Origin of the sequence: Planomonospora alba (assembly GCF_039534085.1) — a bacterium.
Lineage (GTDB): Bacteria > Actinomycetota > Actinomycetes > Streptosporangiales > Streptosporangiaceae > Planomonospora_B > Planomonospora_B alba.
The window spans coordinates 1-26,581 of the sequence record NZ_BAAAUT010000062.1; the positions used below are offsets into that span (position 1 = coordinate 1).

The 26,581-nt window shown below is 72.5% G+C and carries 17 protein-coding genes and 1 pseudogene; 11 read left to right on the forward strand and 7 right to left on the reverse strand.

Annotated features, from left to right (window positions below):
• The 3 genes and pseudogenes from ABD823_RS28540 to ABD823_RS28550 all read left to right on the forward strand — a co-directional run.
• Window positions 1-833: pseudogene (locus tag ABD823_RS28540) on the forward strand (hypothetical protein); the annotation flags it as partial.
• Window positions 834-987: 154 nt separating this feature from the next.
• Window positions 988-2,337, forward strand: a complete 1,350-nt coding sequence (locus tag ABD823_RS28545; protein WP_344865003.1) for an FAD-binding oxidoreductase — start codon at window positions 988-990, stop codon at window positions 2,335-2,337.
• 14 nt (window positions 2,338-2,351) lie between these two features.
• Window positions 2,352-3,611 carry a class I SAM-dependent methyltransferase gene (locus ABD823_RS28550; RefSeq protein WP_344864959.1) on the forward strand — a complete coding sequence of 420 codons (1,260 nt, stop codon included), beginning with the start codon at window positions 2,352-2,354 and terminating at the stop codon, window positions 3,609-3,611.
• Between the two features lie 128 nt (window positions 3,612-3,739).
• Here ABD823_RS28550 and ABD823_RS28555 read toward each other — a convergent pair whose 3' ends face one another.
• Complete coding sequence (locus tag ABD823_RS28555; protein WP_344864961.1) at window positions 3,740-5,221, reverse strand: diguanylate cyclase domain-containing protein; 1,482 nt, start codon at window positions 5,219-5,221, stop codon at window positions 3,740-3,742.
• Between the two features lie 51 nt (window positions 5,222-5,272).
• The gene (locus ABD823_RS28560) at window positions 5,273-6,808 is read right to left on the reverse strand and encodes a long-chain-fatty-acid--CoA ligase (protein WP_344864963.1); all 1,536 of its coding nucleotides are present in this window, start codon (window positions 6,806-6,808) and stop codon (window positions 5,273-5,275) included.
• A gap of 228 nt (window positions 6,809-7,036) precedes the next feature.
• Here ABD823_RS28560 and ABD823_RS28565 point away from each other — a divergent pair, with 228 nt between their 5' ends.
• From ABD823_RS28565 to ABD823_RS28575, 3 genes are all read left to right on the forward strand, one after another.
• Entirely contained in the window at window positions 7,037-8,293 is a 1,257-nt protein-coding gene (locus ABD823_RS28565; RefSeq protein WP_344864965.1) for a cytochrome P450, read from the forward strand.
• A gap of 160 nt (window positions 8,294-8,453) precedes the next feature.
• Window positions 8,454-9,629: a cytochrome P450 gene (locus tag ABD823_RS28570; protein WP_344865005.1), complete on the forward strand. Its 1,176-nt coding sequence runs from the start codon at window positions 8,454-8,456 to the stop codon at window positions 9,627-9,629.
• Window positions 9,630-9,675: 46 nt separating this feature from the next.
• Window positions 9,676-10,950 (forward strand): cytochrome P450, encoded by a 1,275-nt coding sequence (locus tag ABD823_RS28575; RefSeq protein WP_344864967.1) that lies wholly within the window; start codon window positions 9,676-9,678, stop codon window positions 10,948-10,950.
• Between the two features lie 12 nt (window positions 10,951-10,962).
• Here ABD823_RS28575 and ABD823_RS28580 read toward each other — a convergent pair whose 3' ends face one another.
• Window positions 10,963-12,405, reverse strand: coding sequence for a hypothetical protein (locus tag ABD823_RS28580; protein WP_344864969.1), 1,443 nt, complete (start codon window positions 12,403-12,405; stop codon window positions 10,963-10,965).
• Between the two features lie 805 nt (window positions 12,406-13,210).
• Here ABD823_RS28580 and leuS point away from each other — a divergent pair.
• On the forward strand, window positions 13,211-15,679 hold the full coding sequence (leuS, locus tag ABD823_RS28585; protein WP_344865007.1) for a leucine--tRNA ligase: 2,469 nt from the start codon (window positions 13,211-13,213) through the stop codon (window positions 15,677-15,679).
• 240 nt (window positions 15,680-15,919) lie between these two features.
• Here leuS and ABD823_RS28590 read toward each other — a convergent pair whose 3' ends face one another.
• Entirely contained in the window at window positions 15,920-17,083 is a 1,164-nt protein-coding gene (locus tag ABD823_RS28590; protein ID WP_344864971.1) for a MalY/PatB family protein, read from the reverse strand.
• A 133-nt stretch (window positions 17,084-17,216) separates the two neighbouring features.
• Complete coding sequence (gene lexA / locus ABD823_RS28595) at window positions 17,217-17,927, reverse strand: transcriptional repressor LexA (protein WP_344864973.1); 711 nt, start codon at window positions 17,925-17,927, stop codon at window positions 17,217-17,219.
• A gap of 1,421 nt (window positions 17,928-19,348) precedes the next feature.
• Between lexA and nrdR the strand changes: the two genes are divergently transcribed.
• Together nrdR and ABD823_RS28605 are read left to right on the forward strand one after the other, a co-directional pair.
• Complete coding sequence (gene nrdR, locus ABD823_RS28600; RefSeq protein WP_344864975.1) at window positions 19,349-19,822, forward strand: transcriptional regulator NrdR; 474 nt, start codon at window positions 19,349-19,351, stop codon at window positions 19,820-19,822.
• Window positions 19,823-19,914: 92 nt separating this feature from the next.
• Window positions 19,915-22,791, forward strand: a complete 2,877-nt coding sequence (locus ABD823_RS28605; RefSeq protein ID WP_344864977.1) for a vitamin B12-dependent ribonucleotide reductase — start codon at window positions 19,915-19,917, stop codon at window positions 22,789-22,791.
• A 172-nt stretch (window positions 22,792-22,963) separates the two neighbouring features.
• Here the strand turns inward: ABD823_RS28605 and ABD823_RS28610 are convergent, their stop codons facing one another.
• Window positions 22,964-24,355, reverse strand: coding sequence for a pyridoxal phosphate-dependent decarboxylase family protein (locus ABD823_RS28610; RefSeq protein ID WP_344864979.1), 1,392 nt, complete (start codon window positions 24,353-24,355; stop codon window positions 22,964-22,966).
• 61 nt (window positions 24,356-24,416) lie between these two features.
• On the opposite strand from ABD823_RS28610, the gene ABD823_RS28615 reads away from it, so the two are divergent.
• Window positions 24,417-25,760, forward strand: coding sequence for an aminotransferase-like domain-containing protein (locus ABD823_RS28615; protein WP_344864981.1), 1,344 nt, complete (start codon window positions 24,417-24,419; stop codon window positions 25,758-25,760).
• A 38-nt stretch (window positions 25,761-25,798) separates the two neighbouring features.
• Window positions 25,799-25,948, forward strand: a complete 150-nt coding sequence (locus ABD823_RS28620) for a hypothetical protein (RefSeq protein WP_344864983.1) — start codon at window positions 25,799-25,801, stop codon at window positions 25,946-25,948.
• A gap of 81 nt (window positions 25,949-26,029) precedes the next feature.
• On the opposite strand, the gene ABD823_RS28625 is transcribed toward ABD823_RS28620, so the two are convergent.
• Window positions 26,030-26,203 (reverse strand): hypothetical protein, encoded by a 174-nt coding sequence (locus ABD823_RS28625; RefSeq protein WP_344864985.1) that lies wholly within the window; start codon window positions 26,201-26,203, stop codon window positions 26,030-26,032.
• Window positions 26,204-26,581: the final 378 nt, after the last annotated feature.

Genomic DNA, 26,581 nt, shown 5'->3' on the forward strand with positions numbered 1-26,581 from the left:
GGATCGCGCCGGAGCAGCCCGGCGGCACGGTCCGGCACCAGGCGGTCCGGCACGGCGCCGCGGCCCAGGGCGGGCCGGCCCCCGCAGCGGTCCCGCCGGTTCCCCCGCCCCCGCCCGCGCGGCGGCGCGGCAGGCGCATCCCCGTCGTGCTGTTCATGACGCTGGCGCTGCTCGTGGCCGGCGCGGGCACGGCCGGGTGGGTCATCTCCGAGGCCGACCGGTCCGCCGCCTCGCCCCACATCCCGGACCCGGCGGCGCCCGCGGCCGAGCCGGAGCGGAAGACCCGGGCCCGCACGCCCGAGGAGACCCCGACCCCCACCCCCACTCCCACGACCACCCGGAGCAGGCGGCCCGCCTCGGCCGGGAGCGGGACGCGGCACTGGGTCGCGGACGGCCCGCAGGAGTGGTCCATCCACTACCCGTCCGGCTGGAAGGCGGAGCACATCGCCGAGACCGGCTACACCCAGTGGCTCAGCCCCGGGGGCGACGCGCACCTGTCGGTGGAGGTGGTGCGCCCGGTGAGCGGGCTGGAGGCCGTGCGCACGGCGCTGCGGGAGGAGGTCGGGCGGTGGAGCGAGCTCGCCGGGGAGAAGACCCGGCAGGTCTCCACCCCCTACGGCGACGCGCTGGACTGGGAGTTCGGCTGGACGAAGGGCGACGGCGGGGCGGAGTGGGCCTCACCGGGGACGGGCTACCACGAGGTGCGGCGCCTCATCGCGCTCGGCGACACCGCCGTCGTCCTCACCTGGACCACCGCGGAGTCCCGGTGGGAGGAGCACCGGGCCATGATGGACCGGGTGCTCGACAGCTTCCGCCCGGGCCGCGCGGGATGATCCCGGCCGGGTTTTCGGCCCGCCCCTACCCGGAAGAGTTTTCACGCGTTTAACCGACCCCTCCTGGCCGCGCCCGCATCGGGGAGATAACGTGCTAGGGGCGATCTTTCCGTCGAGAGCCTGGGGGTGATGTCCTGTGCTGCCCACGACACCGATGTCGGCGCACCGGCGGGCGGTGGAGCAGATCAGGGAGTCCTACGCGTCCCTCCCCGAGGGGAGCGCGCCCAGGCTGGCCAAGGCCACCACGAACCTGTTCCGCTTCCGCGAGGGCGGCCGCGCGGCCCGCCTGTCCGCCCGCGACCTGGACCGGGTCATCGAGGTCGACCCCGTCGCCATGACCGCCGAGGTCCAGGGGATGACGACGTACGAGCACCTCGTGGACGCCACCCTCGCGCACGGGCTCATGCCGTACGTCGTGCCGCAGCTCAAGACCATCACGCTCGGCGGCGCGGTGACCGGGCTCGGCATCGAGTCCACCAGCTTCGCCGACGGGCTGCCGCACGAGTCGGTCGAGGAGATGGAGATCCTCACCGGCGACGGCCGCGTCATCGTCGCCCGGGACTCCGGCGAGCACCGCGACCTGTTCCGCGCGTTCCCCAACTCCTACGGCACGCTCGGCTACGCGCTCCGGCTCCGGATCAGGCTCAAGCCCGTCCAGCCGTACGTGCGCCTGACGCACCTGGAGTTCACCGACGCCCACAAGTGCATGCTCGCGATGAACGAGATCTGCGAGCGGGGCGAGCACGACGGCGAGCCGGTCGACTTCGTGGACGGCACCTTCTTCGCCCCGGACGAGCTCTACATCACCCTCGGCCGGTTCGCCGAGCGCGCGCCGTACGTCTCGGACTACACCGGCATGCGGATCTACTACCAGTCGATCAGGACGCGGAGCCGCGACTGGCTGACCGTCCGCGACTACCTGTGGCGCTGGGACACCGACTGGTTCTGGTGCTCGCGGGCCTTCGGGGTGCAGGACCCGCGGGTGCGCTCGGTGATGCCGCGCCGGTGGATGCGCTCCGACGTCTACCGCCGGCTCGTCGGCCTCGACCGCAGGTACGGCGTGACCGCCCGGATCGACCGCTGGCGGAACCGGCCCGTGCAGGAGTCGGTCATCCAGGACATCGAGGTGCCCGTCGAGCGCGGCGCCGACTTCCTGGAGTTCTTCCACGAGAAGGTCGGCATGACGCCGGTCTGGATGTGCCCGCTCAAGTCCTCGAGCGAGTGGCCGCTCTACCCGCTGGAGCCGGGCCGGCTGTACGTGAACTTCGGTTTCTGGGGGACCGTCCCGCTGCCCCGGGGCCAGTTCGACGGCTACCACAACCGTCTCATCGAGCACGAGGTGCACCGGCTGGAGGGGCACAAGTCGCTGTACTCCACGTCGTTCTACCCCCGGGACGAATTCTGGCGGCTCTACAACGGGGACGCCTACTGGCCGGTCAAACGGGAGTACGACCCCTCCGGCCGGTTGCTCGATCTCTACGACAAGTGCGTACGGGGACGTTAGGGAGGTTGCTTTCGGTGAAGCTCGCGGAGATCTTCGAGAAGGTCGTCGGTCCCGGGGCCGGGATCGGGTTCACCGCCTACGACGGCAGCAAGGCGGGCCCCTCCGGCGCGGACGTCACCATCGAGGTGAAGACCCCCATCGCTGTGGCCTACCTCGCGCAGTCCCCCGGAGAGCTCGGGCTCGCCCGGGCGTACGTGTCGGGCCACCTCGACGTCCACGGCGACATGTACACCCTGCTGTCGCGGATGTGGTCGCTGACCATCGGCGACATCCCGCTCCAGGAGAAGATCGCCACAGCGCGGGCCCTGGGCCTCAAGCCGCTGACGATGATCGTCCCGCCCCCTCCCCAGGAGGTGCGGCGCAGCATGATGGCCCGGCTGGGCAGCCGCCACGCCAAGCGGCGGGACGCCGAGGCGATCCACCACCACTACGACGTGTCCAACACCTTCTACGAGTGGGTGCTCGGCCCCTCCATGGCGTACACCTGCGCGGTCTTCCCCACCGCGGAGGCGTCCCTGGAGGAGGCGCAGTTCACCAAGTTCGACCTGGTGGCCAAGAAGCTCGGGCTGAAGCCGGGCATGCGCCTGCTGGACGTGGGCTGCGGGTGGGGCGGCATGGCCATCCACGCCGCCCGCGAGTACGGGGTGAAGGTGCTCGCCGTCACCCTCTCGCGCCGGCAGGCCGAGTGGGGGCAGAAGGCCGTCGCCGAGGCGGGCCTCGGCGACCTGGTCGAGATCCGGCACGGCGACTACCGCGACGTCACGGAGAGCGGCTTCGACGCGGTCAGCTCGATCGGCCTGACCGAGCACATCGGCAGGGACCAGCTCCCGTTCTACTTCCGCTTCCTGTACGGCAAGCTCGTCCCCGGCGGGCGTCTGCTCAACCACTGCATCACCCGGCCGACGGGCAGGGAGAAGACCCTCAACGCCGGCGGGTTCATCAACCGCTACGTCTTCCCGGACGGCGAGCTGGAGTCGGTGGGCACCCTGATCCGCGAGATGGAGGACACCGGTTTCGAGATCCGCCACGAGGAGAACCTCCGTGAGCACTACGCCCTGACCCTCAAGCACTGGTGCGCCAACCTGGACGCGCACTGGGAGGAGGCCGTCCGGGAGGTGGGCCGCGGCACGGCCAGGGTCTGGCGGCTCTACATGGCCGGCTGCGTGGTCGGCTTCGAGCGCAACAAGGTCCAGCTCCACCAGGTGCTGGCCACCAGGCTGGACGCCGAGGGAGGCTCCCGCGTGCCGCTGCGGCCCTCCCGCGACTGGCCCTGATCGCCCGGCCCGCCGTGCGGGCCCGCCGTCCCCACCGGGACGGCGGGCCCGTCCGGTGTGCGGCCCGTGCGGGCGGTGGGCCTGCGCGATGCGCGGTCCGCGCGGCGCGCGGTCCGGCCGGGGTGGGCTCAGGCGGCCATGCGCGGTCCGCCCGCGCCGGCCGCGACCCAGCGGCCCTTGCCCCGGTGCTTGGCCGCGTACATCGCGGCGTCGGCCGAGCGCAGCAGCTCCGTGGCCGTGGTCCCGGCCGCGCCGTCGCCGTGCACGGCGATGCCGATGCTGGCACCGACGTGGAGCAGGTGGTCGCCGAACGGCACCGGAGCGGTGATCTCCCGCAGCAGACGCTCGGCCAGGCGCCCGGCCTCCTCGCGGGTCGTCCCCGGGCAGAGCAGGACGAACTCGTCGCCGCCGAGGCGGGCCGCCAGGTCGGTGCCGCGGATCGCGGCGGTGAGGCGCGCGGCGACCGCGCGCAGCACGGCGTCGCCTGCCTCGTGGCCGCAGGTGTCGTTGACCTGCTTGAAGCCGTCGAGGTCGAGGTAGAGCACCGCCGCGCAGCCGGCCGCCCCCGGCTCCCCGTCCGGCACGATCCGCTGCAGGGTGTCGTGCAGGACGGCCCGGTTGGCCAGGCCGGTCAGCGGGTCGTGGCGGGCCTGGTAGGCCAGCTGGGCCTGCATGCGCTCCTGCTCGCGGACCGCGGTGGTGAACCGGGCCAGCACGAAGGTCGCGGCGGCGGCGCTGGCGACGATGGTCAGCACCTCCTCGCCGCTGAAGCCGGCGTACCGCAGGGCCATGGCCGGCGTGCCCAGCAGCGCCAGGCCGAGGAAGACGACCCGCGCCGGGTGCAGGGTCCCCACGTCGATGCCGGAACGGGTCAGCTCGGCGCGGCGGGGGTGCAGCGCGGCCGTGGCGAGCAGGGCGTGGCCGGCCAGCAGGCCGACGCCGAGCCGGTCCAGCACGTACCACAGGTCGAGGCTCCAGCGCTCGAACACGTACGGCAGCAGGTTGTAGCCGAGGTCTACGGCGAGGTAGGCGGAGACGGCGCCGAGCAGCAGCCGGGTCGGGGCGCCGCGCTCGCCCGGTGACAGGGCCAGGAAAAGGGCGGCGGCGAGCACCACGACGTCGCAGAGGGGGTAGAGCGCGGGGACGACCGCGGTGCCGAGGCCGTACCGGAGGGTGGGCTCGATCAGGAACTGCCAGGAGGCCAGCGCGGCCACCGTGGACAGGGTCAGCGCGTCGAGCACGGCGCCGCGCAGGCGGCCGGGCGCGCGGCGGCGGGCCATCAGGATCAGGGCCGCGGCGACCAGGGGGTAGCCGCCGAGCCAGAAGGCGTCGCTGATCCCGACCGCGGGCACCTCCGGGGTGAACAGGAAGTACGCCATCTCGATCGCGTCGCCGGTCAGCCAGAGCGTCTGGGCCGTGGCGATCAGCAGCCAGGGCCGCCGGTCCGGGCTCTCGGCCAGCCGCAGGGCCGCCCACCAGGTGAGGGCGCAGATCGCGCCGTACAGGACGAAATAGAGGATCTGTCCGGGGGTCGTCTCGTACGCCACGGCGGTCACGACCGAGGCCGTGACCGCCGCGACGAGGAAGCTCCATGCTCTGGCGGCCGTCATGTACGGCTCATCGGCAGGGCGGCCGCCGTCCTGAGGAGGAGCGCCGGGGTTCTACCGGAGCTCGCGCTTGAGGATCTTGCCGGTGGCGGTCATCGGCAGGGCGTCGCGGAACTCGATGATCCGCGGGTACTTGTAGGCCGCCATGTTCTCCTTGCACCAGGCGACGAGCTGCTCCTCGGTGACGGCGGCGCCGGGGGTGCGGATGATGTAGGCCTTGACCTCCTCGCCGTGCGAGTCGTGGGGCACGCCGACCACCGCGGCGAGCGAGACCTCGGGGTGGGTCATCAGGACCTCCTCGAGCTCGCGCGGGTAGACGTTGAAACCGCCACGGATGATCATGTCCTTGGCCCGGTCGACGATCGTGTAGTAGCCGTCGGAGTCCCGGGTGGCGATGTCTCCGGTGCGGAACCAGCCGTCCTTCATGACCTCGGCGGTCGCCTCAGGCCGGTTGTAGTAGCCCTTCATCACGTTGTGGCCGCGGATCGCGATCTCGCCGGGGCCCTCGCCCTCGACGGTGTTCCACTCGCTGTCGACCAGCTTCATCTCCACACCCCAGATCGGCGTGCCGATGGTGCCGGGCTTGGTGGGCCTGCCGAGCTGGTTGAAGCTGGCCACCGGGGAGGTCTCCGACAGGCCGTAGCCCTCCAGGATGCCGAGGCCGAAGGTCGCCTCGAAGTCCTTGAGGACCTCGACCGGGGCGGCGGCGCCGCCGGAGACGGCGGCCTTCAGCGAGGTCGGGATCTCGTCGCCGTCGGCGTGGATCTTCGTCAGCATGCCCCAGAACATGGTCGGCACGCCCGCGAACAGCGTGATCTCCTCCTTGCGCATCAGCTCCAGCGCGGGGCCCGGCTCGAAGCGGGGCAGGAGCACGACGGTGGCGCGGCGGCGGAAGCCGGCGTTCATGACGACGGTCTGGCCGAAGGAGTGGAAGAGCGGGAGCACCGCCAGGTAGGCGTCGCCGCTTTCGGAACGCGGGAACATCTCGTCGGAGACGATGGCGTTCATCAGCATGTTCATGTGGGTGAGCTCGGCGCCCTTGGGCCGGCCGGTGGTGCCGCTGGTGTAGAGGATGACCGCGGTGTCGTCCGGAGCGGTCTGGACGGTCTCGAACTCGCCGGAGACGCCGTCCAGCGCCGCCCAGATGGTCTCGCCGTGCTCCGACTCGGTGGCGAACGGCGTGGCCGGGAGCACGAAGAAGTGCTCGGTGTTCGCCGCCGCCTCGAAGCCCTCCCTGCCGCGCCGGCCCAGGGGCAGGTCCGGCAGGCCCTCGAAGCAGAAGAGCGCCTTGGCCTCGGAGTCCTCCAGGTGGTAGGCGATCTCCGGCGCCTGGAGGAGGACGTTGAGCGGCACCACGGTCGCCCCGGCCTTGAGGATCCCGAAGTACACGAAGGGGAAGTAGGGCAGGTTGGGGCAGGCGAGCGCGACCTTGTCGCCCCTGCCGATGCCCCGGGAGACGAGCAGGTTGGCAACCTGGTTCGCGACTGTTTCGACCAGGGAGTACGGAATCCTCAGATCCCCGTAGACCACCGCGGTGCGGTCGGGGCACTCCCGGGCGCTGTCCTCCAGCACGATCGACAGGTTGAGCATGGGTTGGATCCTCCGTCCGGACAAGCTCTGGCCCGTTCATCCTGGCAGGAGGAGCATACCTACCGGTAGGTAGGCAAGGTTACAAATTGACCGGCAAAGCGCCGGGATACGTGCAGGTAAGAGCCCGCTTACACCTTGTTCGATCATGGCGCGTCCGTGCTGCTCAGCGGGTTGCGTGTGACGGGGCTCACACTTGACGTAAGTGCTTACTTGCCGAACTCTGAGTGCATGACCGTGAATGCGGCGGACATCGACCTATCGGAGATCCCGTTCTGGGCGCTCCCGCAGTCCGCGCGGATGGACGCCTTCCGGCGGCTCCGCGCACTGGACCGACCCGTGTTCGTCAGGGAGAACAAGATCCCCTTCGTCGGGCACGGCCCCGGTTACTACGCCCTGGTACGGCATGCCGACGTCACCGAGGCCAGCCGGAACGCCGGGGTCTTCAGCAGCGAGCCGACGGCCAACAGCATCGTGGACATGCCCAGGTGGATGGCGGTCTACTTCGGTTCGATGATCAACATGGACGACCCCCGGCACGCGCGGCTGCGGCGGATCGTCTCCCGGGCCTTCACCCCCCGCATCCTGGCCAAGATGGAGGAGGACCTCCAGCGGGCGGCCACCCGGATCGTGGACGAGGCGGTCGCCGAGGGGTCCGGAGACTTCGTCACCCGGGTCGCCGCCCGCCTGCCGGTCCAGGTCATCTGCGACATGATGGGCATCCCCCCGGAGCACCACGGCCGGGTGCTCCGCGCCACCAACATCATCCTGGGCAACGCCGATCCGGAGTACACCGGCATCCAGCCCGAGCTCAGGCGCTGGAACGTGGCGCGCGGGCTGGTCAAGCTGATGGGCGCCGGCCGGGAGCTCAACCACCTGGCCGCCCGGCTCGGCCGTGCACGCCGGGGCCGCTCCACCGGCGACCTGACCAGCCTGCTGGTCAACGGCGAGGAGTCCCTCACCCCGCAGGAGCTCGGCTCGTTCTTCATCCTGCTCGTGGTCGCCGGGAGCGAGACCACCCGCAACGCCGTCTCCCACGGGCTGAAGCTGCTCACCGACCATCCGGAGCAGCGCGCGCTGCTGCTGGAGGACTTCGAGGGCCGCATCGCGGGCGCGGTCGAGGAGATCGTCCGCTACTCCACGCCGGTGATCCAGTTCCGCCGCACGCTCACCCGCGACCACTCGATGAACGGGATGGACTACCGCAGGGGCGACAAGGTCCTGCTCTTCTACAACTCCGCCAACCGCGACGAGTCCGTCTTCACCGACCCCGACGTCTTCGACATCACCCGCCACCCCAATCCGCACGTCGGGTTCGGCGGGCCGGGCCCCCACTACTGCCTCGGCGCCCATCTGGCCCGCCGGGAGATCACGGTGATGTTCCGCGAGCTGCTCACCCGGGTGCCGGGGATCCGCGCGGCCGGCGAGCCCTCCTATCTGCTGTCCAACTTCATCAACGGCATCAAGCACCTGCCGTACACCACCTGAGCGGCTCGGGGGCACTCCCGCGGCGCGGCCTGCCCGAGCTGGTCAGGACGGAGATCGTGTGGCAGGATCGAATGAACCGAATCCGGTTCTAGTGGAGGTTGGCGTGACGGTTCCGCTGGCGGAGATCGACCTTTCCGACCTGGCGTTCTGGGAGCGGCCGATGGCCGAGCGGGAGAAGGCCTTCGCCCTGCTCCGCGCCCAGCCGGCCCCGCTCCGCTTCGCCGAGCCGGAGATCCCCTTCGCCCCGCCCGGACCCGGCTACCACGCCCTGGTACGGCACGCCGACGTGGTTGAGGCCAGCCGCCTGCCGGAGGTGTTCTGCTCCGGCCGGGGCGCGGTGAACGTCCAGGACCTGCCCGTGGAGTTCAACGAGTACTTCGGCTCGATGATCAACATGGACGACCCCCGGCACGCGCGGCTGCGGCGGATCGTCTCCCGGGCCTTCACCCCCAAGATGATCGGCCGGTTCGAGGCGGACGTGCAGGCCGAGGCAACCCGGATCGTCGACGACCTGCTGGCCAGGGGGCCGGGCTGCGACTTCGTCACCGAGGTGGCCGCCCGCCTCCCCCTGAAGATCATCTGCGACATGATGGGCATCCCCGAGGAGCACCACCGGACGGTCTTCGAGGCGTCGAACGTCATCCTGTCCGGCGGCGACCCCGAGTTCATGGAGGATCCCGGCCGCGCGGCCGAGCTGCTCCTCGGTGCCGGGCAGCGCCTGCAGGACCTGGTCGTCTCCCTGGCCGACGCGGGCGGCGACAACCTCATCACCGCGCTGACCAGCGCCAACCTCGACGGTGAGCGGCTGACGCTGCAGGAGCTGGGCTCGTTCTTCGTCCTGCTGGTCGTGGCCGGCAACGAGACCACCCGCAACGCCATCTCGCACGGCCTGCACCTGTTCACCGAGAACCCCGATCAGCGCGCCCTGCTGCTGGAGGACTTCGAGGGCCGCGTCGCGGGCGCGGTCGAGGAGATCGTCCGGGTGGCCTCGCCGGTGACCTGGATGCGCCGTACGGTGACCCGCGACCACGAGATGAACGGCCACCTCTACCGCGAGGGCGACAAGGTCCTGCTCTTCTACTGGTCGGCCAACCGCGACGAGGCGGTCTTCACCGACCCGTCCCGGTTCGACATCCTGCGGACCGAGGGGCCGCACGTGGGCTTCGGCGGGCCGGGCCCGCACTTCTGCCTGGGCGCGCACCTGGCCCGCCGGGAGATCACGGTGATGTTCCGCGAGCTGTTCACGAGGATCCCGCAGATCCGCGCGGCCGGCGAGCCCGACCGGCTGCGCTCCAGCTTCATCAACGGCATCAAGCACCTCACCTGCGACTTCTGAGGGCGGCGCGTTGACCTGAGCGGACGGACCCGCCGATGATGGCGGTATGACCGCGATGCCGGGCGAAGGCGGGCCGATCGCCTCGGCCGCCGACGTCGACCTGTCCGACCACGCCTTCTGGGCCCGGCCGATGCACGAACGGGAGCGGGCCTTCGCGCTCCTGCGGGGCCTGGAGCGGCCCGTCTTCTACGCCGAGCCCGAGGTCTCCTACGCGCCCCCGGGTCCCGGCTTCCACGCGCTGGTGCGGCACGCCGACATCCTGGAGGCCAGCCGCACGCCCGAGATCTTCTGCTCGGGGGACGGCGGAGCCACCAACATCCCGGACATGCCGCCGCAGTTCGCCGAGTACTTCGGCTCGATGATCAACATGGACGATCCCCGGCACGCGCGGCTGCGGCGGATCGTCTCCCGGGCCTTCACGCCCAAGATGATCGGCCGGTTCGAGGCGGGCGTCGAGGCGGCGGCCGCCCGGATCGTCGACGACCTGCTGGCCAGGGGGCCGGGCTGCGACTTCGTCACCGAGGCGGCCGCCCGCCTCCCCCTGAAGATCATCTGCGACATGATGGGCATCCCGGACGAGGACCACGGGTTCGTCTTCGACCGCTCCAACCGCATCCTCGGCGGCTTCGACCCCGAGTACGGCGGCGGCGACCCCGCCGCGATCGGGGAGAACCTGCTCACGGCGGGCATGGAGCTGAACCGGCTCGTCCAGGAGCTCGCCGCCCACCGGATCGAGCACCCCGCCGACGACCTGACCTCGGCTCTGGCGAACGCCAACCTCGACGGGGAGCGGCTCACCGGCCAGGAACTGGGCTCGTTCTTCATCCTGCTGGTCGTGGCCGGCAACGAGACCACCCGCAACGCCATCTCGCACGGCCTGCACCTGTTCACCGAGAACCCCGATCAGCGCGCCCTGCTGCTGGAGGACTTCGAGGGCCGCGTCGCGGGCGCGGTCGAGGAGATCGTCCGACTGGCCTCACCGGTGAACTTCATGCGCCGCAAGGTGACCCGCGACCACGAGATGAACGGCCACCTCTACAGGAAGGGGGAGAAGGTCCTGCTCTTCTACTGGTCCGGGAACCGGGACGAGGCGGTCTTCACCGACCCGTCCCGGTTCGACATCCTGCGGACCGAGGGGCCGCACGTGGGCTTCGGCGGGCCGGGCCCGCACTTCTGCCTGGGCGCGCACCTGGCCCGCCGGGAGATCACGGTGATGTTCCGCGAGCTGTTCCGCAGGGTTCCGCACATCGAGGGCGGCGGTCCGCAGCGGCTCTACTCCGGCTTCATCAACGGCATCAAGCACATGACGTGCGACTTCTAGCGCGCCCGTCCGTCATCCCCGGCTCGTCGTCCGGATCGCCGTGAAGACGGCGTTGATGTCGGGGAGCAACTCCTTCTTGCCGTCCGGCACCGACATGTAGACGATCGAGGGCAGATCGGCCCCCGTGCTCACCGCCGCCACGACCACGGTGGTCTTCTGCCCGTCCGCGGTGATCTCGTAGGCGGCGAGCTGCGCGGGCAGGCCGCCGACCGCGAGGGTCTGCTGGGCGGTCTTCTTGGCGGTGTTGCCCTCGGGGAAGAACCGCTTGCGCGCGACCAGCGTGACCGCGTTGATCACCGGGGAGAGGTTCTCCGGCGAGGTGTAGTACTTCGCCATCCGGGGCGAGAGCGGCCCCGACATCAGCTGCGCGGCCTGGGGCTTGCCCGCGCTGTCCTGCCCGGCCAGCACGTACTGGCGGGTGCTGAAGCCGTAGGTCGTGGTCACGCTCGGGCGGGTGTCCAGCCGCCACGGCGCGCCCAGCCGGGGCAGGGTGAGAGCGGCCCTGGCGTCGGTGAGGGTGCCCGCCACCGGGGAGGGGTCGCCGGAGAACTTCGGCAGGCGGCCGATCTTCTTCGCGGCGGCACTCGGACTGGGCGTCTGGGACGGCTTGGTCGCGGCGGCCGCGCTTTCCTCCTCCGCGGAGGCCAGCGGACCGGCGAGGAACGCCCAGAGCACCGCGCCGACCAGCGCGATCACCGCCGAGCCCGCGAGCGCGAAGACCCACACGGGCCTGCCGGACCCGGCGAGCTCCTCCTCGTCCCCGATCGCCTGGTAGTTCTCGCCGAAGACGGTGTTCCACAGCTCCTGCTGGCGTTCCGGCGGCGGGGTCTTCGGCCCGCTGATCTGGCCCGCGGTGACGAACGGCCGGTTGGGGTCGGAGGGGTCCCGGCTCAGATGGCCGCCGGCCCGGTCCTGGGCGGCGCCCTGTCCGGGCTGTCCGGCCCGGTCCTGGTGCGGGGCCCCGCCGGGCGGGCGCCCCTCGGACGCCGGACGGCCGGGCTCCGCCGCGTCGTCCCGGGAGGCGGGGCCGTCCGGGGCCCCCGCCGGGACGGCGAAGGCGGCGGTCCTGCCGAAGGGGTCGGCGGAGGTGAAGGGATCCGGCCTGGCGAAGGGGTCGGCGGAGGTGAACGGGTCCGGCTTGGCGAACGGGTCCGCGGACGGGCCCGGCCCGGCGGGCGGCCCGCCTTCCGCGGCCGGCGGCGGGGTCCGGCCGGGCCGCGAGTCCGTGCCGAGGGGAGTGGCCCAGTTCGGCCGGGAGTCGCGGGAGCCCTCGGCCTCGGAGGGCGCCGTCCAGTTGGGCCGCGAGTCGGCCCAGGCGGGCGTGAACGCGGGGCTCGGCGCCTCGCCGGAGGACGCGCCCGGCCCGGCGTCGCCGGGAGCCGGGGCGGACGGCCGCGTGGAGTCCTGCCGCGCCGCGCCGCCCGCCTGCGGGCCGGAGGCGTCCGTGCCGAACATCTGCTGCCACGAACGGTTGCCCGGGATCGGGGCCGCACGGGAGGGGCCGACCGCGGGGGCGCCGTCCTGGGGGCGGGGGAGCCGGGGGCCGGAGGCATCGTCCGCTCCGGTGGGCGGGGCCCCGGACGCCTGGCTCCACACCGGCGGGGGAAGAGGGGGTTGGCTGGAGTGATCCGAGGCCATGGATTCCTTACCTCCCACACGGGCGCCCGAAATATGCGTATTGGGCATGCTCTCATGCGGGACGGGGGGTTTCGCAGGGAAACGGGAGAACGCTTCCCTGAACTGGAGGCCGGTGGGATCGGTCGGAGGGTCCTGCAGGGGCAGGCCCGCCTCCCTGGGATCCGGGCCCTGCCCCGGCTCTGCTGAGTGTGCCACGGTGAAAAGGGTAAACTGCCGGGACAGGCGAGGCCGCAACGGTTCTGTCGCCATCACGTCTCGGTCGCCCCGAATGCATGGGCGTCCCATTGTGCCCTTCCGGCGCCCCCGGTGTCCCGGTTCCGCCGTGATCGGCTCTCCTTCCCGGTCATGACCGGCGGTTGCGGACTGCGATAGTCTTGGACTATGCGTGCCGCGGCCCTGCTGCTTACCAGGCCGCATCGGCTCTCCCGGCGCTAGGGAGCGCCCCGCGCGATCCCGCCGCGGCAAGGTCCGCCGGACACGGGGTCGAGGGGGGCGCGGTCCCGGCGCCTCACCGATGCGGCTGCCCTTCGCGTGAGCGGAGGGTTTTTCTATTGGGGCCGGATGGTCCAGATCATCTGCGCAGACGTACACCGAGGGAAGAAACGTGAGCGAGCGAGCCGACATGCAACGCGACGAGCAGCACTACGACCCGCAGGCACTGCAGGCGAAGTGGCAGCGACGGTGGGAGGAGCTGGACCCGTTCCGGGCCGCGGACGACCCCGCCGACACCCGCGAGAAGCGCTACATGCTCGACATGTTCGCCTACCCCTCCGGAGACCTGCACATGGGGCACGCCGAGGCGTTCGCCATCGGCGACGTCGTGGCGCGCTACTGGCGGCAGAAGGGCTACAACGTCCTGCACCCCGTCGGCTGGGACTCCTTCGGCCTGCCCGCGGAGAACGCCGCGATCAAGCGCAACGCCCACCCGGCCGAGTGGACCTACGCCAACATCGAGACCCAGGCCGCCTCGTTCAAGCGCTACGGCGTCTCCTTCGACTGGTCGACCCGGCTGCACACCAGCGACACCTCCTACTACAAGTGGACCCAGTGGCTGTTCCTGCGCTTCTTCGAGCGCGGGCTGGCCTACCGCAAGGGCGGCCTGGTGAACTGGTGCCCGAACGACCAGACCGTGCTGGCCAACGAGCAGGTCGTCGCCGGCCGGTGTGAGCGCTGCGGAGCCGAGGTCGTCCGGCGCGAGCTGACCCAGTGGTACTTCAAGATCACCGAGTACGCCGACCGCCTGCTGGACGACATGGAGCAGCTGGAGGGCGCTTGGCCGGAGCGCGTGCTGAGCATGCAGCGCAACTGGATCGGCCGCTCCACCGGCGCCGACGTCGACTTCGTGATCGAGGGCCGCGACGAGCCGGTCACCGTCTACACCACCCGCCCCGACACCCTGTACGGCGCGACCTTCTTCGTGGTCGCCCCGGACGCCCCGCTGGCCGACGAGCTCGTCACCGACGAGCAGCGGCCGGCCTTCGAGGCGTACCGGGCCGAGGTGGCCAAGCTGAGCGACATCGACCGGCTCTCCACCGACAAGGAGAAGACCGGCGTCTTCCTGGGCCGCTACGCGATCAACCCGGTCAACGGCGAGCGCATGCCGGTCTGGGCCGCCGACTACGTGCTGTCCGACTACGGCCACGGCGCCATCATGGCCGTGCCCGCGCACGACCAGCGCGACCTGGACTTCGCCCGCGCCTTCGACCTGCCGGTACGGGTCGTGGTCCACACCGGCCTGGCCGACCCGGGCGAGACGGGCGTGGCGACCTCCGGTGACGGCCTGCTGGTCAACTCCGGCCCCCTGGACGGGCTGGACAAGGCGTCCGCGATCCGGAAGATCATCGAGATCCTGAACGAGCGGGGCACCGGCAAGGCCGCGGTCAACTTCCGGCTGCGCGACTGGCTGCTGTCCCGCCAGCGCTTCTGGGGCTGCCCGATCCCGATCGTCCACTGCGCCGACTGCGGCGAGGTCCCCGTCCCGGACGAGCAGCTGCCGGTCACCCTGCCCGACCTGCGCGGTGAGGCCCTGGCGCCCAAGGGGGTCTCCCCGCTGGCCGCGGCCGCCGACTGGGTCGAGGTCTCCTGCCCCAAGTGCGGCGGCGCCGCCCGGCGCGACACCGACACGATGGACACCTTCGTCGACTCCTCGTGGTACTACCTGCGCTACGTGGACCCCGGCTACGAGGACGGCCCGTTCGACGTGGAGAAGGTCCGCCAGTGGGGTCCGATCGACCAGTACGTCGGCGGCGTCGAGCACGCGATCCTGCACCTGCTGTACTCGCGCTTCTTCACCAAGGTCCTGCACGACATGGGCCTGGTCGACTTCACCGAGCCCTTCACCCGCCTGCTCAACCAGGGCCAGGTGATCAACCAGGGCAAGGCGATGTCCAAGTCCCTGGGCAACGGCGTGGACCTGGGCGAGCAGATCGACGCCTACGGCGTGGACGCCGTCCGGCTGACCATGATCTTCGCCGGGCCGCCCGAGGACGACATCGACTGGGCCGACGTCTCGCCCGCCGCGTCCCAGAAGTTCCTGGCCCGCGCCTTCCGGGTGATGGCGGAGGCCGGCGCGGCCTCCGCCCCCGGCGCGGACTTCTCCACCGGTGACCTGGAGCTGCGCAGGACCGTCCACAAGATCATCGATGAGGTCACCACGCTGGTCGAGTCCTACCGCTTCAACGTCGCGGTGGCCCGCATGATGGAGCTGACGAGCGCGGCCCGCAAGGCCATCGACTCCGGGCCCGGCGCCGCCGACCCGGCGGTCCGGGAGGCCGCCGAGACCCTGGCCGTCATGCTCTCCCTGGTCGCGCCGTACGTCGCGGAGGAGGGCTGGGAGCGTCTGGGCCACCCGGCCTCGGTCGCCGCGGCGGGCTGGCCGGTCGCCGAGGAGGCCCTGCTGGTCCAGGAGACCGTCACCTGCGTCGTGCAGGTCGCGGGCAAGGTCCGCGACCGGCTGGAGGTCTCCCCGGAGATCTCCGAGGACGACCTGAAGTCGCTGGCGCTGGCCTCGGAGAAGGTCCAGGGCTTCCTGTCCGGCGCGCCGCGCAAGGTCATCGTCCGCGCGCCGAAGCTGGTCAACATCGTCCCGTGAGGCCCTCGGCGGCCCCGGTTCTCCGGGGCCGCCGAGCGGGTCGCCGGAGGGGTGGAGGGCCGCTGGACCCTCCACCCCTCCGGCGACGCCGGCCCTCCGGATGCCCCGCCCCGGGGGACGTCCAGTCCGCCGCCGACCCGGCGCTTCCCGGCGTCCCCGGCTCACCGGGCCCGGTCCCGGGGCCCTGAAGGGGTTCAGGGAACCCTGGTCCCCGGCCCGCGCGCAGGCCCCGCCGGGCGGTCACGACCGGGCCTTCACCGCCCGGGCGATGCGGTCCAGGACCTCGGAGAGGACCGGCTCGGAGGTGGCGAAGTTCAGCCGGGCGAACCCCTCGCCGCCGGGGCCGAACGGCGGGCCCTGGCTGAGCATCACCCGGGCCTCGCGCTGCAGGAGGTCGGCGGGGTCCTCGCCCGTCCCCAGACCCCTGAAGTCCAGCCATGCCAGATAGGTCGCGTCGGGTACCCGGTAGCCGACGCCCTGGGGGAGCCGCTCGGCGACCAGGCGCCGGTTGCGGTCGAGCAGCGCCCTGACCCGCTCCAGCCAGTCGTCCCCGTCCCGCCAGGCCGCGACGGTCGCGTCGACCCCGAACACGTGGGCCGCGCCGTACAGGTGGCGGGGCTGGGCGCTCAGCGCCTCGCGTACGGCGGGTGCCCCCAGGTGCGCCACCGAGCAGCGGATGCCGCCCAGGTTGAAGGCCTTGGTGGCGGAGGTGAGCGTGACGGTCCGCTCGGGCAGCAGCGTGGCGAAGGGGACGTGCCGGGCCGGGGCGTGGGTCAGGTCGGCGTGGATCTCGTCGGAGACGACCAGCAGGTCGTGGCGTTCGGCCAGTTCGGCGAGGTCGGTGAGCTCCCGGCGGGTGAACGAGCGCCCGGTCGGGTTCTGCGGGTTCACCAGGAGCAGCACGCGGCAGCGGCCCTCGGCGAGCCGGGCGGCCAGGGCGTCGGTGTCGAAGCCCCAGGAGTCTCCGGCCGGCTCCAGCGGGATGGGCAGCGGCGGCCGGTCCATGTCGGCCAGCGTCTGCAGGAAGGGCGGGTAGGTCGGGACGTGCAGGGCCACCGCGTCGCCGGGCCGGGTGGCCAGGTGCAGGACGACCTGGAGGGCCTGGTTGATGTCGGTGAAGGAGCGCACGTGGCCGGGGTCGGCGTGCCAGCCGTACCGCCGCTCCATGCGCTCGGCGAAAGCCTCGGCCAGCGGACCGTCACCGAGCCGGTCGAGCCAGGAGGGGTAGCCGAGGTCGCCGCGGGCCCGGCGGATCAGGGCCTCGCGTACGGCGGGAGCGACCGGGAAGTCCATGTCCGCGACCCAGGCCGGGATCACGCCGGGTCCGGCCGACGACCATTTCGCGCCGTCCCTGTCGGTCAGGTCGTCCAGCGTCAGATCGTTCATATCGGGCAGATCGCTCACCGCCCCAGCCTAACCGGGGCGGGCGGCCCGGTGGCGCGCCCGTCCCGGCGTCCGCTCCGGAACGCGTCGGCCGGATGCCGGCTCGGCGCGCTCCGGCTCGGACGGGATGACCGGCGGCTCGACGCGGGACTGCTCAGAGCTTGCGGAGGACCGCCACGACCTTGCCGAGGACGGTGGCCTCGTCGCCCGGGATCGGGTCGTAGTTCGGGTTGTGCGGGACCAGCCAGACGTGGCCGTCCCGGCGCTTGAAGGTCTTGACGGTGGCCTCGCCGTCGATCATCGCCGCGACGATGTCACCGCTCTCCGCGACCGGCTGCTGGCGCACGACCACCCAGTCGCCGTCGGCGATGGCCGCGTCGATCATCGAGTCACCGGTCACCTGGAGCAGGAAGAGCGTGCCCTCGCCGACGAGCTGCTTGGGCAGGGCGAAGACGTCCTCGATGCTCTCCTCGGCGAGGATCGGGCCGCCGGCGGCGATCCGGCCGACGAGGGGCACGTAGGAGGCGGTCGGCCGGCTGACCGGCGTCTCGTCGGTGCCGGCGTCGGGATCCACCCACAGCACGGGCTCACCGGGCAGACGGACCTCCAGCGCGCGGGGCCGGTGCGGGTCACGCCTCAGGTAACCCTTGCGCTGCAACGCCGTCAGCTGGTGGGACACACTGGAGGTGCTGGTGAGCTGCACCGCCTCGCCGATCTCGCGCATCGACGGCGGATAGCCGCGCTGCTGCACCGAGTCGCGGATCACCTCAAGGATCTTGCGCTGCCTGGGGGTGAGGCCGAGGGAGTCACGCCTGCGCACCGCCAGGTCACTGGGGGCCGCGCCGTTCTCGTTGCGCTCGCTCATGGGATCTCCTCGCCTCCCGCTCTGTATTCCTCATGTCGCACACGGCGACCGTACTCCCGTCGAAGATCATCTTCAAACAATTGTTCGAGTCTTCCTCGAAATCCTCGGCGCCGTGGTGTACAACATCGTACGGGAGTTCGATCGACATCGTGTTCGATTCGCCGGTCTTTCCGTCGCCTTTGTTCGGGCGCGGGGAGGGGGGAGCGTGTGAGGACGACCGGGCGGGTGCGGCGATCCGGGCGGGCACGGGCGTCGGAGCAGGGGGCGGGGCGGACCGGGGCCGCGGAGCGGGCGGCGGATCGGATGCGGGGGTCCGGGCGGGAGGGCCGGCCGGACCAGGGGCGCCCGCACCTGCGGGTGCTGCAAGGAGGGCGCGCCGGGGCCGTGCGCGAGGTCCCCCGTCCCGCCGGAGGACCTGCCGGGGCGGTCCGGGAGGGCCGGGCGGTGCGGGCCGCGCGAGAGGCCCGGGACGGTGAGGCGGCACGGGGCGTGCGGGGTGCCCGGGGTGATCGGGCGGTGCAGGGCGCGCGGGATTCCCGGAGCGGCAGGGGCGCGCGAGCCGCTCAGGGCGGCGGGACCGGCCGGGTGCCGCGGGACGCCGGAGGGCGCCCGGGCCCGGCGCGGGGTGCGCGGCGGACCTCCGGGCCGCGGGTCAGGCTCACCCGCAGGGGCCGGATCGTGGTGGTTCTCGCCCTCGTGCTGCTCGCTCTCACCCTCCTGTGGGTCGTCGGCCGTCTCTTCCCGGCCTAGACGGCCCTCCTTCGCACTCGGGCCGTTCCCGCGCGGGCCGTGCGGTCCCTGCGCGGACCGTCCCCGCGCGGGCCGTCCTCCCTCGCGTCCGGAGTCCCCTCCGGGGCCCGTCCCGGCCCTGCCGCCCGTCGGCCCCGCCCCGACCCGCCTCACTCCGACCCGCCCGGATGGGGCGGAGGCGGCCGAGGCCGGTCGTGGCCGGGCGCCGTGTCACGGGCGGTGCCGGCCGTCCGATACCCTCGTCCGGCCCGGGCATGACCTGGGCCGGAGCCGGCCGTCCGCGGCCGGCGTGCGGCCGGCGCCGACCGGGCCGTCCCGGGTGGGCGATCCCGGGCGGAGGCGTCCGGCGGGCAGGAAGGGCCGCCGGGCCGGCGAAGGGGGCCGCGGGGCCCGCCAGGGACCCGCCGATTCCGGCGGGCGGCGACACGCCCGGCTCGCATCCCTGATCTGCGCCTTCGCGCCGGCCCTCCGGATCAACTTGCGTTCATGGTCGTGCACTTCTACGGTTGCACCACAACATCTAGTGGCACCACCCATCCCGCCTCACCATAAGTTGTGTTTCCATCACCGCACTTCACCTTCGCCGGTGAACGGGTGCGGGTATTCCGCATGGGATGACGCGGGGCGTGTGGGGCAGGTGTGACATTCATCCGGTCAAGGAGGCGACGCACGTGCACTGCCCGTTCTGTCGTCACCCTGACACGCGGGTCATCGACAGCCGGTCCACCGAGGACGGCGCGGCCATCCGCCGCCGGCGCACGTGCCCGCAGTGCGGGCGCAGGTTCACCACGCAGGAGACGGTCCTGCTCATGGTGGGCAAGCGCAGCGGGGTGACCGAGCCCTTCTCCAGGGACAAGGTGATCGCGGGGGTCCGGCGGGCGTGCCAGGGACGGCCCGTCAGCGAGGACTCCCTGGCCCAGCTCGGCCAGCGCGTCGAGGAGAGCATCCGGGCGACCGGAGCCGCGGAGATCCCCGCCCACGAGGTCGGTCTGGCGATCCTGGGCCCGCTCCGCGAGCTGGACGAGGTGGCCTATCTCCGCTTCGCCTCGGTCTACCGGGGGTTCGAGACGCTGGCCGACTTCGAGGCCGAGATCAGGCAGCTGCGGGCGGACCGCTCCGCTCAGCAGGACGCCGAGCAGGACTGAAGAAGTCAATCCCCGGGCGCCGGGGGAATTGAGGCGGCGCGTTGATGTGGTCCGACTCGGGGGCTCCGGCGGGGTCCCGGAAGGGGGAAGTCATGACGGAGACGGTCAGCGGGACGGCGGCGCGCGGAGGCAAGCGCCCGCGCAAGGGGCTGAAGATGAAGCGCGTCTTCACCACCCCCGGCGTGCACCCGTACGACGAGGTGCCCTGGGAGCGCCGTGACGTCGTCATGACCAACTGGCGTGACGGCTCGGTCAACTTCGAGCAGCGCGGGGTGGAGTTCCCCGCCTTCTGGTCGGTCAACGCCGCCAACATCGTCACCACCAAGTACTTCCGGGGCGCCGTCGGCACCCCGCAGCGCGAGTGGAGCCTCAAGCAGCTCGTCGACCGCGTGGTGGGCGTCTACACCAGGACCGGCGTCGAGCACGGCTACTTCGCGACCGACGAGGACGCGGAGATCTTCGACCACGAGCTCAAGCACGCCCTGATCCACCAGGTCTTCAGCTTCAACTCCCCGGTCTGGTTCAACGTCGGCACCGCCTCGCCCCAGCAGGTCAGCGCCTGCTTCATCCTGGCCGTCGACGACACGATGGAGTCCATCCTCGACTGGTACAAGGAAGAGGGTGTGATCTTCAAGGGCGGTTCCGGCTCGGGCGTGAACCTCTCCCGGATCCGCTCCTCCAAGGAGCTGCTCTCCAGCGGCGGCACCGCCAGCGGCCCGGTCTCCTTCATGCGCGGCGCGGACGCCTCCGCCGGCACCATCAAGTCCGGCGGCGCCACCCGCCGGGCGGCCAAGATGGTCGTCCTCGACGTCGACCACCCCGACATCGAGGAGTTCATCGAGACCAAGGCGCGCGAGGAGGACAAGATCCGCGCGCTGCGCGACGCCGGGTTCGACATGGACCTGGGCGGCAAGGACATCGTCTCCGTCCAGTACCAGAACGCCAACAACTCCGTGCGCGTCTCCGACGAGTTCATGCGCGCGGTGGAGAAGGGCGAGAGGTTCGGGCTGCGCGCCCGCCTGTCCGGCGAGGTCATCGAGGAGGTCGACGCCCGCGCCCTGTTCCGCAAGATGGCCACCGCGGCCTGGGAGTGCGCCGACCCCGGCATCCAGTACGACGACACGATCAACGACTGGCACACCTGCCCGGAGACCGGCCGCATCACCGCCTCGAACCCGTGCTCGGAGTACGTCCACCTGGACAACTCCTCCTGCAACCTGGCGAGCATCAACCTGCTGAAGTTCCTCTCCGACGACGGCGCCTTCGACGTCGAGAACTTCGTGAAGATCACCGAGCTGATCATCACCGCGATGGACATCTCGATCTGCTTCGCCGACTTCCCGACCGAGAAGATCGGGGAGACCACCCGCGCCTACCGCCAGCTCGGCATCGGCTACGCCAACCTGGGCGCGCTGCTCATGGCCACCGGCCACGCCTACGACTCCGACGGCGGCCGGGCCATCGCCGCCGCCATCACCTCGCTGATGACCGGCGTCTCCTACCGGCGCAGCGCCGAGCTGGCCGGCATCGTGGGACCGTACGACGGCTACGCCCGCAACGCCGAGGCGCACAAGCGCGTCATGCGCAAGCACGCCGGCGCCAACGACACGCTGCGCACGCTGGAGAGCATGGACCGGGCGATCCACGCCGAGGCGTCCAAGCAGTGGGCGGAGTGCCTCAAGCTCGGCGAGAAGAACGGCTACCGCAACGCCCAGGCCTCGCTGCTGGCGCCCACCGGCACCATCGGGCTCATGATGGACTGCGACACCACGGGTGTCGAGCCCGACCTGTCGCTGGTGAAGTTCAAGAAGCTCGTCGGCGGCGGCTCCATGCAGATCGTCAACCAGACGATCCCGCGCGCCCTGGCGAGGCTCGGCTACCAGCAGGAGCAGGCCGAGGCCATCGTCGAGTACATCGCCGAGCACGGCCACGTCGTCGACGCGCCGGGCCTGCGCCGCGAGCACTACGAGGTGTTCGACTGCGCCATGGGCGAGCGGGCCATCGCGCCCATGGGTCACGTCCGGATGATGGCGGCGGTCCAGCCGTTCCTGTCCGGGGCGATCTCCAAGACCGTCAACCTGCCGGAGTCGGCCACGATCGACGACATCGAGCAGGTCTACCTGGAGGGCTGGAAGCTCGGCCTGAAGGCCCTGGCCGTCTACCGCGACAACTGCAAGGTCGGCCAGCCGCTCTCGGCGGGCGGCAAGAAGGCCGCCGAGAAGAGCGAGGAGAAGGCGGCCGCCGCGGAGCCGGAGGTCAAGATCGTCGAGATCGGCCGCCCGACCCGCCGCCGGCTGCCCAACCAGCGCCCGAGCACCACGACCCGCTTCACCGTGGGCGGCGCCAAGGGCTACATGACCGCCTCGTCCTACCCCGACGACGGCCTCGGCGAGGTCTTCCTGAAGATGTCCAAGCAGGGCTCGACCCTCGCGGGCGTCATGGACGCCTTCTCCGTGGCCATCTCCATCGGCCTGCAGTACGGCGTGCCGCTGGAGACCTACGTCAGCAAGTTCGTCAACATGCGGTTCGACCCGGCGGGCATGACCGACGACCCGGACATCCGCATGGCCGCCTCGGTGATGGACTACATCTTCCGCCGCCTGGCCCTGGACCACCTGCCCTACGAGGAGCGGGCCGCGCTCGGCATCTTCTCCGCGGCCGAGCGCGCCGCCCAGCAGCGCGGCGAGGACCCGGCGGCGATCCAGTCCGAGGAGGTCATGGCGGAGCTGGCCGCCTCGGCCCCGATCGAGCGGCCCAAGCCGCGCGCCGAGGCGGAGGCGGGCAGGGAGAGCGAGAGCGCCCGGCCCCAGGAGGCGGCTGTGCAGGAGCCCGCGCGGGGCGGCTCGCTGGAGTCCCACCAGGGCCGCACCGCCGACGCCCCGCTCTGCATGACCTGCGGCACCAAGATGCGCCCGGCCGGCAGCTGCTACGTCTGCGAGGGCTGCGGCTCCACCAGCGGCTGCAGCTGATCCGGGGGAGACCGGCCCGCGGGGGCGGGCCCGCGGGCCGGGATCTCCACCCGGCCGCGGGCCCGCCCCTGGCGGGAGGCGGCGGCCGGTGGGCGGCGGCCGGTGGGCGGCGGCCGGTGGGCGGCGGCCGGTGGGCGGCGGTCGGCGGCGGCGGGCCGCAGCGGACGGCCGGTCACGGCGCGGCGAGCCGTTCCAGGAGTTTCGCGACGCGTTCGACGTCGGTCTCGGTGGTGCGCCAGTTGCTGAAGGCGGCCCGGAGCGCGGGCACGCCGGCGTAGACGGTCGGGGTGAGGAACGCCTCGCCGGACTCCGTGATCGCCGCGACCAGTTCACCGACGCGCTCGGGGCGGTCGGCGGGCGTGAAGCAGACCACGTTGAGCCGGACCGGGGCCAGCAGCCGGTAGCCCGGCAGCGCGGCGACACGCTCGCCGAGCAGCGCGGCCAGGGCGATGTCGCGCCGGACGATCTCGGCGTGGCCCTCGCGGCCGTAGGCGGCGAGCGTGAACCAGGCCGGCAGGGCGCGCAGCCGCCGGGAGTTCTCCGGGGTCAGGTGGACCGGGTCCACCCGGTCCGGGTCGTCGCCGAGCGTCCCGAGGTAGGCGGCGGAGTTGGCGAAGACCCGGACCTGCAGGTCGCGGCGGCGGGTGAACTGGACCGCGCTGTCGTAGGGCACGTTCAGCCACTTGTGCAGGTCCACGCAGACCGAGTCGGCCTCGCCGAGTCCGTCGACGAGGCGGGCGTGCCCGGGGGAGAGCGCGGCGAAGGCCCCGAAGGCCGCGTCCACGTGCAGCCAGAAGGGATACCTCTCGCGCAGGGCGGCGATCGCGCGCAGGTCGTCGAAGTCCCCGGTGTTCACCGTCCCGGCGTTGGCCACCACGATCGCGGGCCTGCCTTCGAGCGCCTCCAGCGCCCGGGCGAGCCGGGAGACGTCGACGGCCTCCCGTCCCGGGAGCGTGCCGATCACCTGCAGGGCCGAGCGGCCCAGTCCGAGCATGGACAGGGCCTTGCCGACACTGGAGTGCGGGCTGCCCGACAGGACGGGGACGTCTCCGAGCGCGGCCGTCCCCCGCTCGGAGACGGAGACGCCGTGCCGCTCGCCCAGCCACTCCCGGGCGATGGCCAGCCCGGTGAAGTTGGACATCGTCGCGCCGCTGACGAAGATCCCCGCGTGCTCGGCGGGCAGGCCGAGCAGCTCGCGGACCCAGGCCACGGCCTCCCGCTCCAGGTCGGGGGCGCCGGAGTCCATGCCGGAGGTGGGGTTCTGGTCGAGGGCGGCGGTCAGCCAGTCGCCCGCCAGTGAGGCGGGCGTGGCGCCGCCGGTGACGAAGCCCAGGTAGCGGGGGCCCGCGCCGGCCGAGAAGCCCGGTTCCCAGCGCCGGGCGAACGCCTCCAGCGCCCCCGCTGCCCCCGTCCCGGTCTCGGGCAGCGGGACCGGCTCCGGCCGGACGGGCGTCCGCGCGACCGGGCGGTCGCCCAGGCCCGCCAGGAGCCGTACGGCGCGGGCCCGCGTCTCGTCGAGCAGGTCGGGCAGGCGGGCGAGGTCGTCGTCGAGTCGAGGGTGCATGAGGCGACCGTAGGGGACGGCCGGATCCCGGGTCCTGGTCCAATCACGGCAGACTGGACCGGTGCTCAGCAAGGTGCCCGCCGGATGGCGCAGACCCGGGGTCTCCCTCGCGGAGTCCCTGGCTCAGGCGGTGCGCGAGGCCGTGCTCGACGGCCGGATGCGGGTCGGCGACCGGCTCCCGGCCGAGCGGCGGATGGCGGCGGAGCTGGGCGTCAGCCGGGGGACCGTCGCCGCCGCGCTGGCCCGCCTGCGCGCCGAGGGATGGGTGGTCACCCGGCACGGCAGCGCGAGCAGGCTGCGCCTGCCCGCGGAGGCGGAGGAGCGCTTCGCCCCGCTCTCGGCGGACCGGCCCGGCGCCTGCCTCGACCTGCGCCGGGCCGTACCCGCGGCTCCGGGCCGGATCTACGCCGAGGCCGTACGGCGGGCGCTGGACCGCTCGGCGGGGATCCTGAAGGAGAGCGGGGAGCCGGGCCCGGGCCTGCCGGAGCTGCGCGAGCTGATCGCCGAGCGGTACACGGCGCAGGGGCTGGCCACGCTGCCCGGCCAGATCCTGGTCACCTCCGGGGCCCGGGCCGCGCTGGCGCTGCTGACCGGCCACCTGCGCCCGCGCCGGGTCGTGGTGGAGAACCCGGCGTACGTCGACACGCTCGCCGTCCTGCGCCGGTCCGGCGTCCGGCTCGCGCCGCTGCGGGTCACCACCGCCGGCTGGGACCCCGCCCAGCTCGCCGCGGCCTTCCGGGAGGCCGCGGGCGGGACGGCGCTGCTGGTCCCCGACTTCCAGAACCCGACCGGCGCCCTGATGGACGCCGCGACGCGCCACGAGGTCGCCGAGCTGGCGGCCCGGCACCGGGTGACCGTGATCGCGGACGAGACCATGCGCGAGATGGACCTGCGGGACGAGCCCCGTCCGGAGCCCCGCGTCCGGGGAGCGGTCTGCGTCGGCTCGCTGAGCAAGACGGTGTGGGGAGGACTGCGGATCGGGTGGATCCGCGCGCCCGCCGCGCTCGTCCGCGAACTGCTGCTCGACCCCCTGCACGGCCTGGGCGGTCCCGCCCCGATGGAGCAGCTGGTGGCCTGCGAGATCCTGCCGGGGATCGGTCCGGTGCTGGCCCGGCGCAGGGCCGAGCTGCGCGGGCAGCGGGACCACCTGGTGCGGCTGCTGGACGGCGGCCCGTGGACCTTCACGGTCCCGGACGGGGGTCTCGCCCTCTGGCTCCGGCTCACCCGGGCACCGGGCGACGCGCTGGTCCGGCGGGCGGCGGAGCGCGGGCTCCGCCTGCTCCCCGGCTCGGCGTTCTCCTCCAGCGGGGTGCTCGGCGACCGGCTCCGCCTGCCGTACACGGTCCCCGCCGAGACGCTCGGCCGGGCGGTGGCGCTCCTGCGCGAGGCGGCGCAGGCGTGCTGACCGGCGGTGCGCCGCACACGGCCGGCAGGAGTCGGCCCGTGCTTCCGGTCCGGCCGCCCGGCCGGGTCTTCGCGGCCTTCCGCGCCGGGGCGCACCCCGCGCCGGAGCACCGCGACGGCCGCAGGGCCTTCGCGGAGTTCCTGGCCGAGGGCGTGGAGCGCGCCGGGTACGCGGGGCCCGGGCGGTGACGGGTGCGGGGGCCGTACGGACCCGGGAAAGCGGAAAGACCCGCGGGGAGCGGGTCTTTCCGAGATCTTCAGGGTCCGGTCTCAGGCTGCGGGGGTGGGACCACTCGTGAGGGGGAAACGGACGACGTTCCGGCCCGTGTAGGCGCGCAGATCGACGACCTTCGTGTCACCGCTCGCCTTGCGGCGGGTCGCGGAACGGATGTCCCGGATCTTCAGTCGCGTGACATATGGTGGCACGGCCACAAGCCTCTTCATCGAGCCCCCCGGCGTGATGGTTCCGTTATGCGCACTATGCACTTAATCGTATAAAACGGCCGTAAAGATCTATCGGTCAGGGTGGCCGTTTCCCTGAGGGGGCGGCCGCCGCTCCGACGGCGAGCAGTGGTCCGCCCCGGTGGCCCGGGAGGGACGGAGGCTGCGCGGCCGGACGACCCCGACGCGTCGCATGGCCTGCCCCTTTCCTTCCCCTTGACCGTGGCCGCTCCCTTTTGACGTGCGGATGGCGGCCGTTTGCGGATCGGTGGCCGCGACATCCACGGCGGCAAACCTATCGGCGGGACGCGGGCGGCTTCAACGGCTTTCGTGACTCCGGGGACCGCAGATCCCACCCGGAGTGACCGAGGCCGGTGCGCG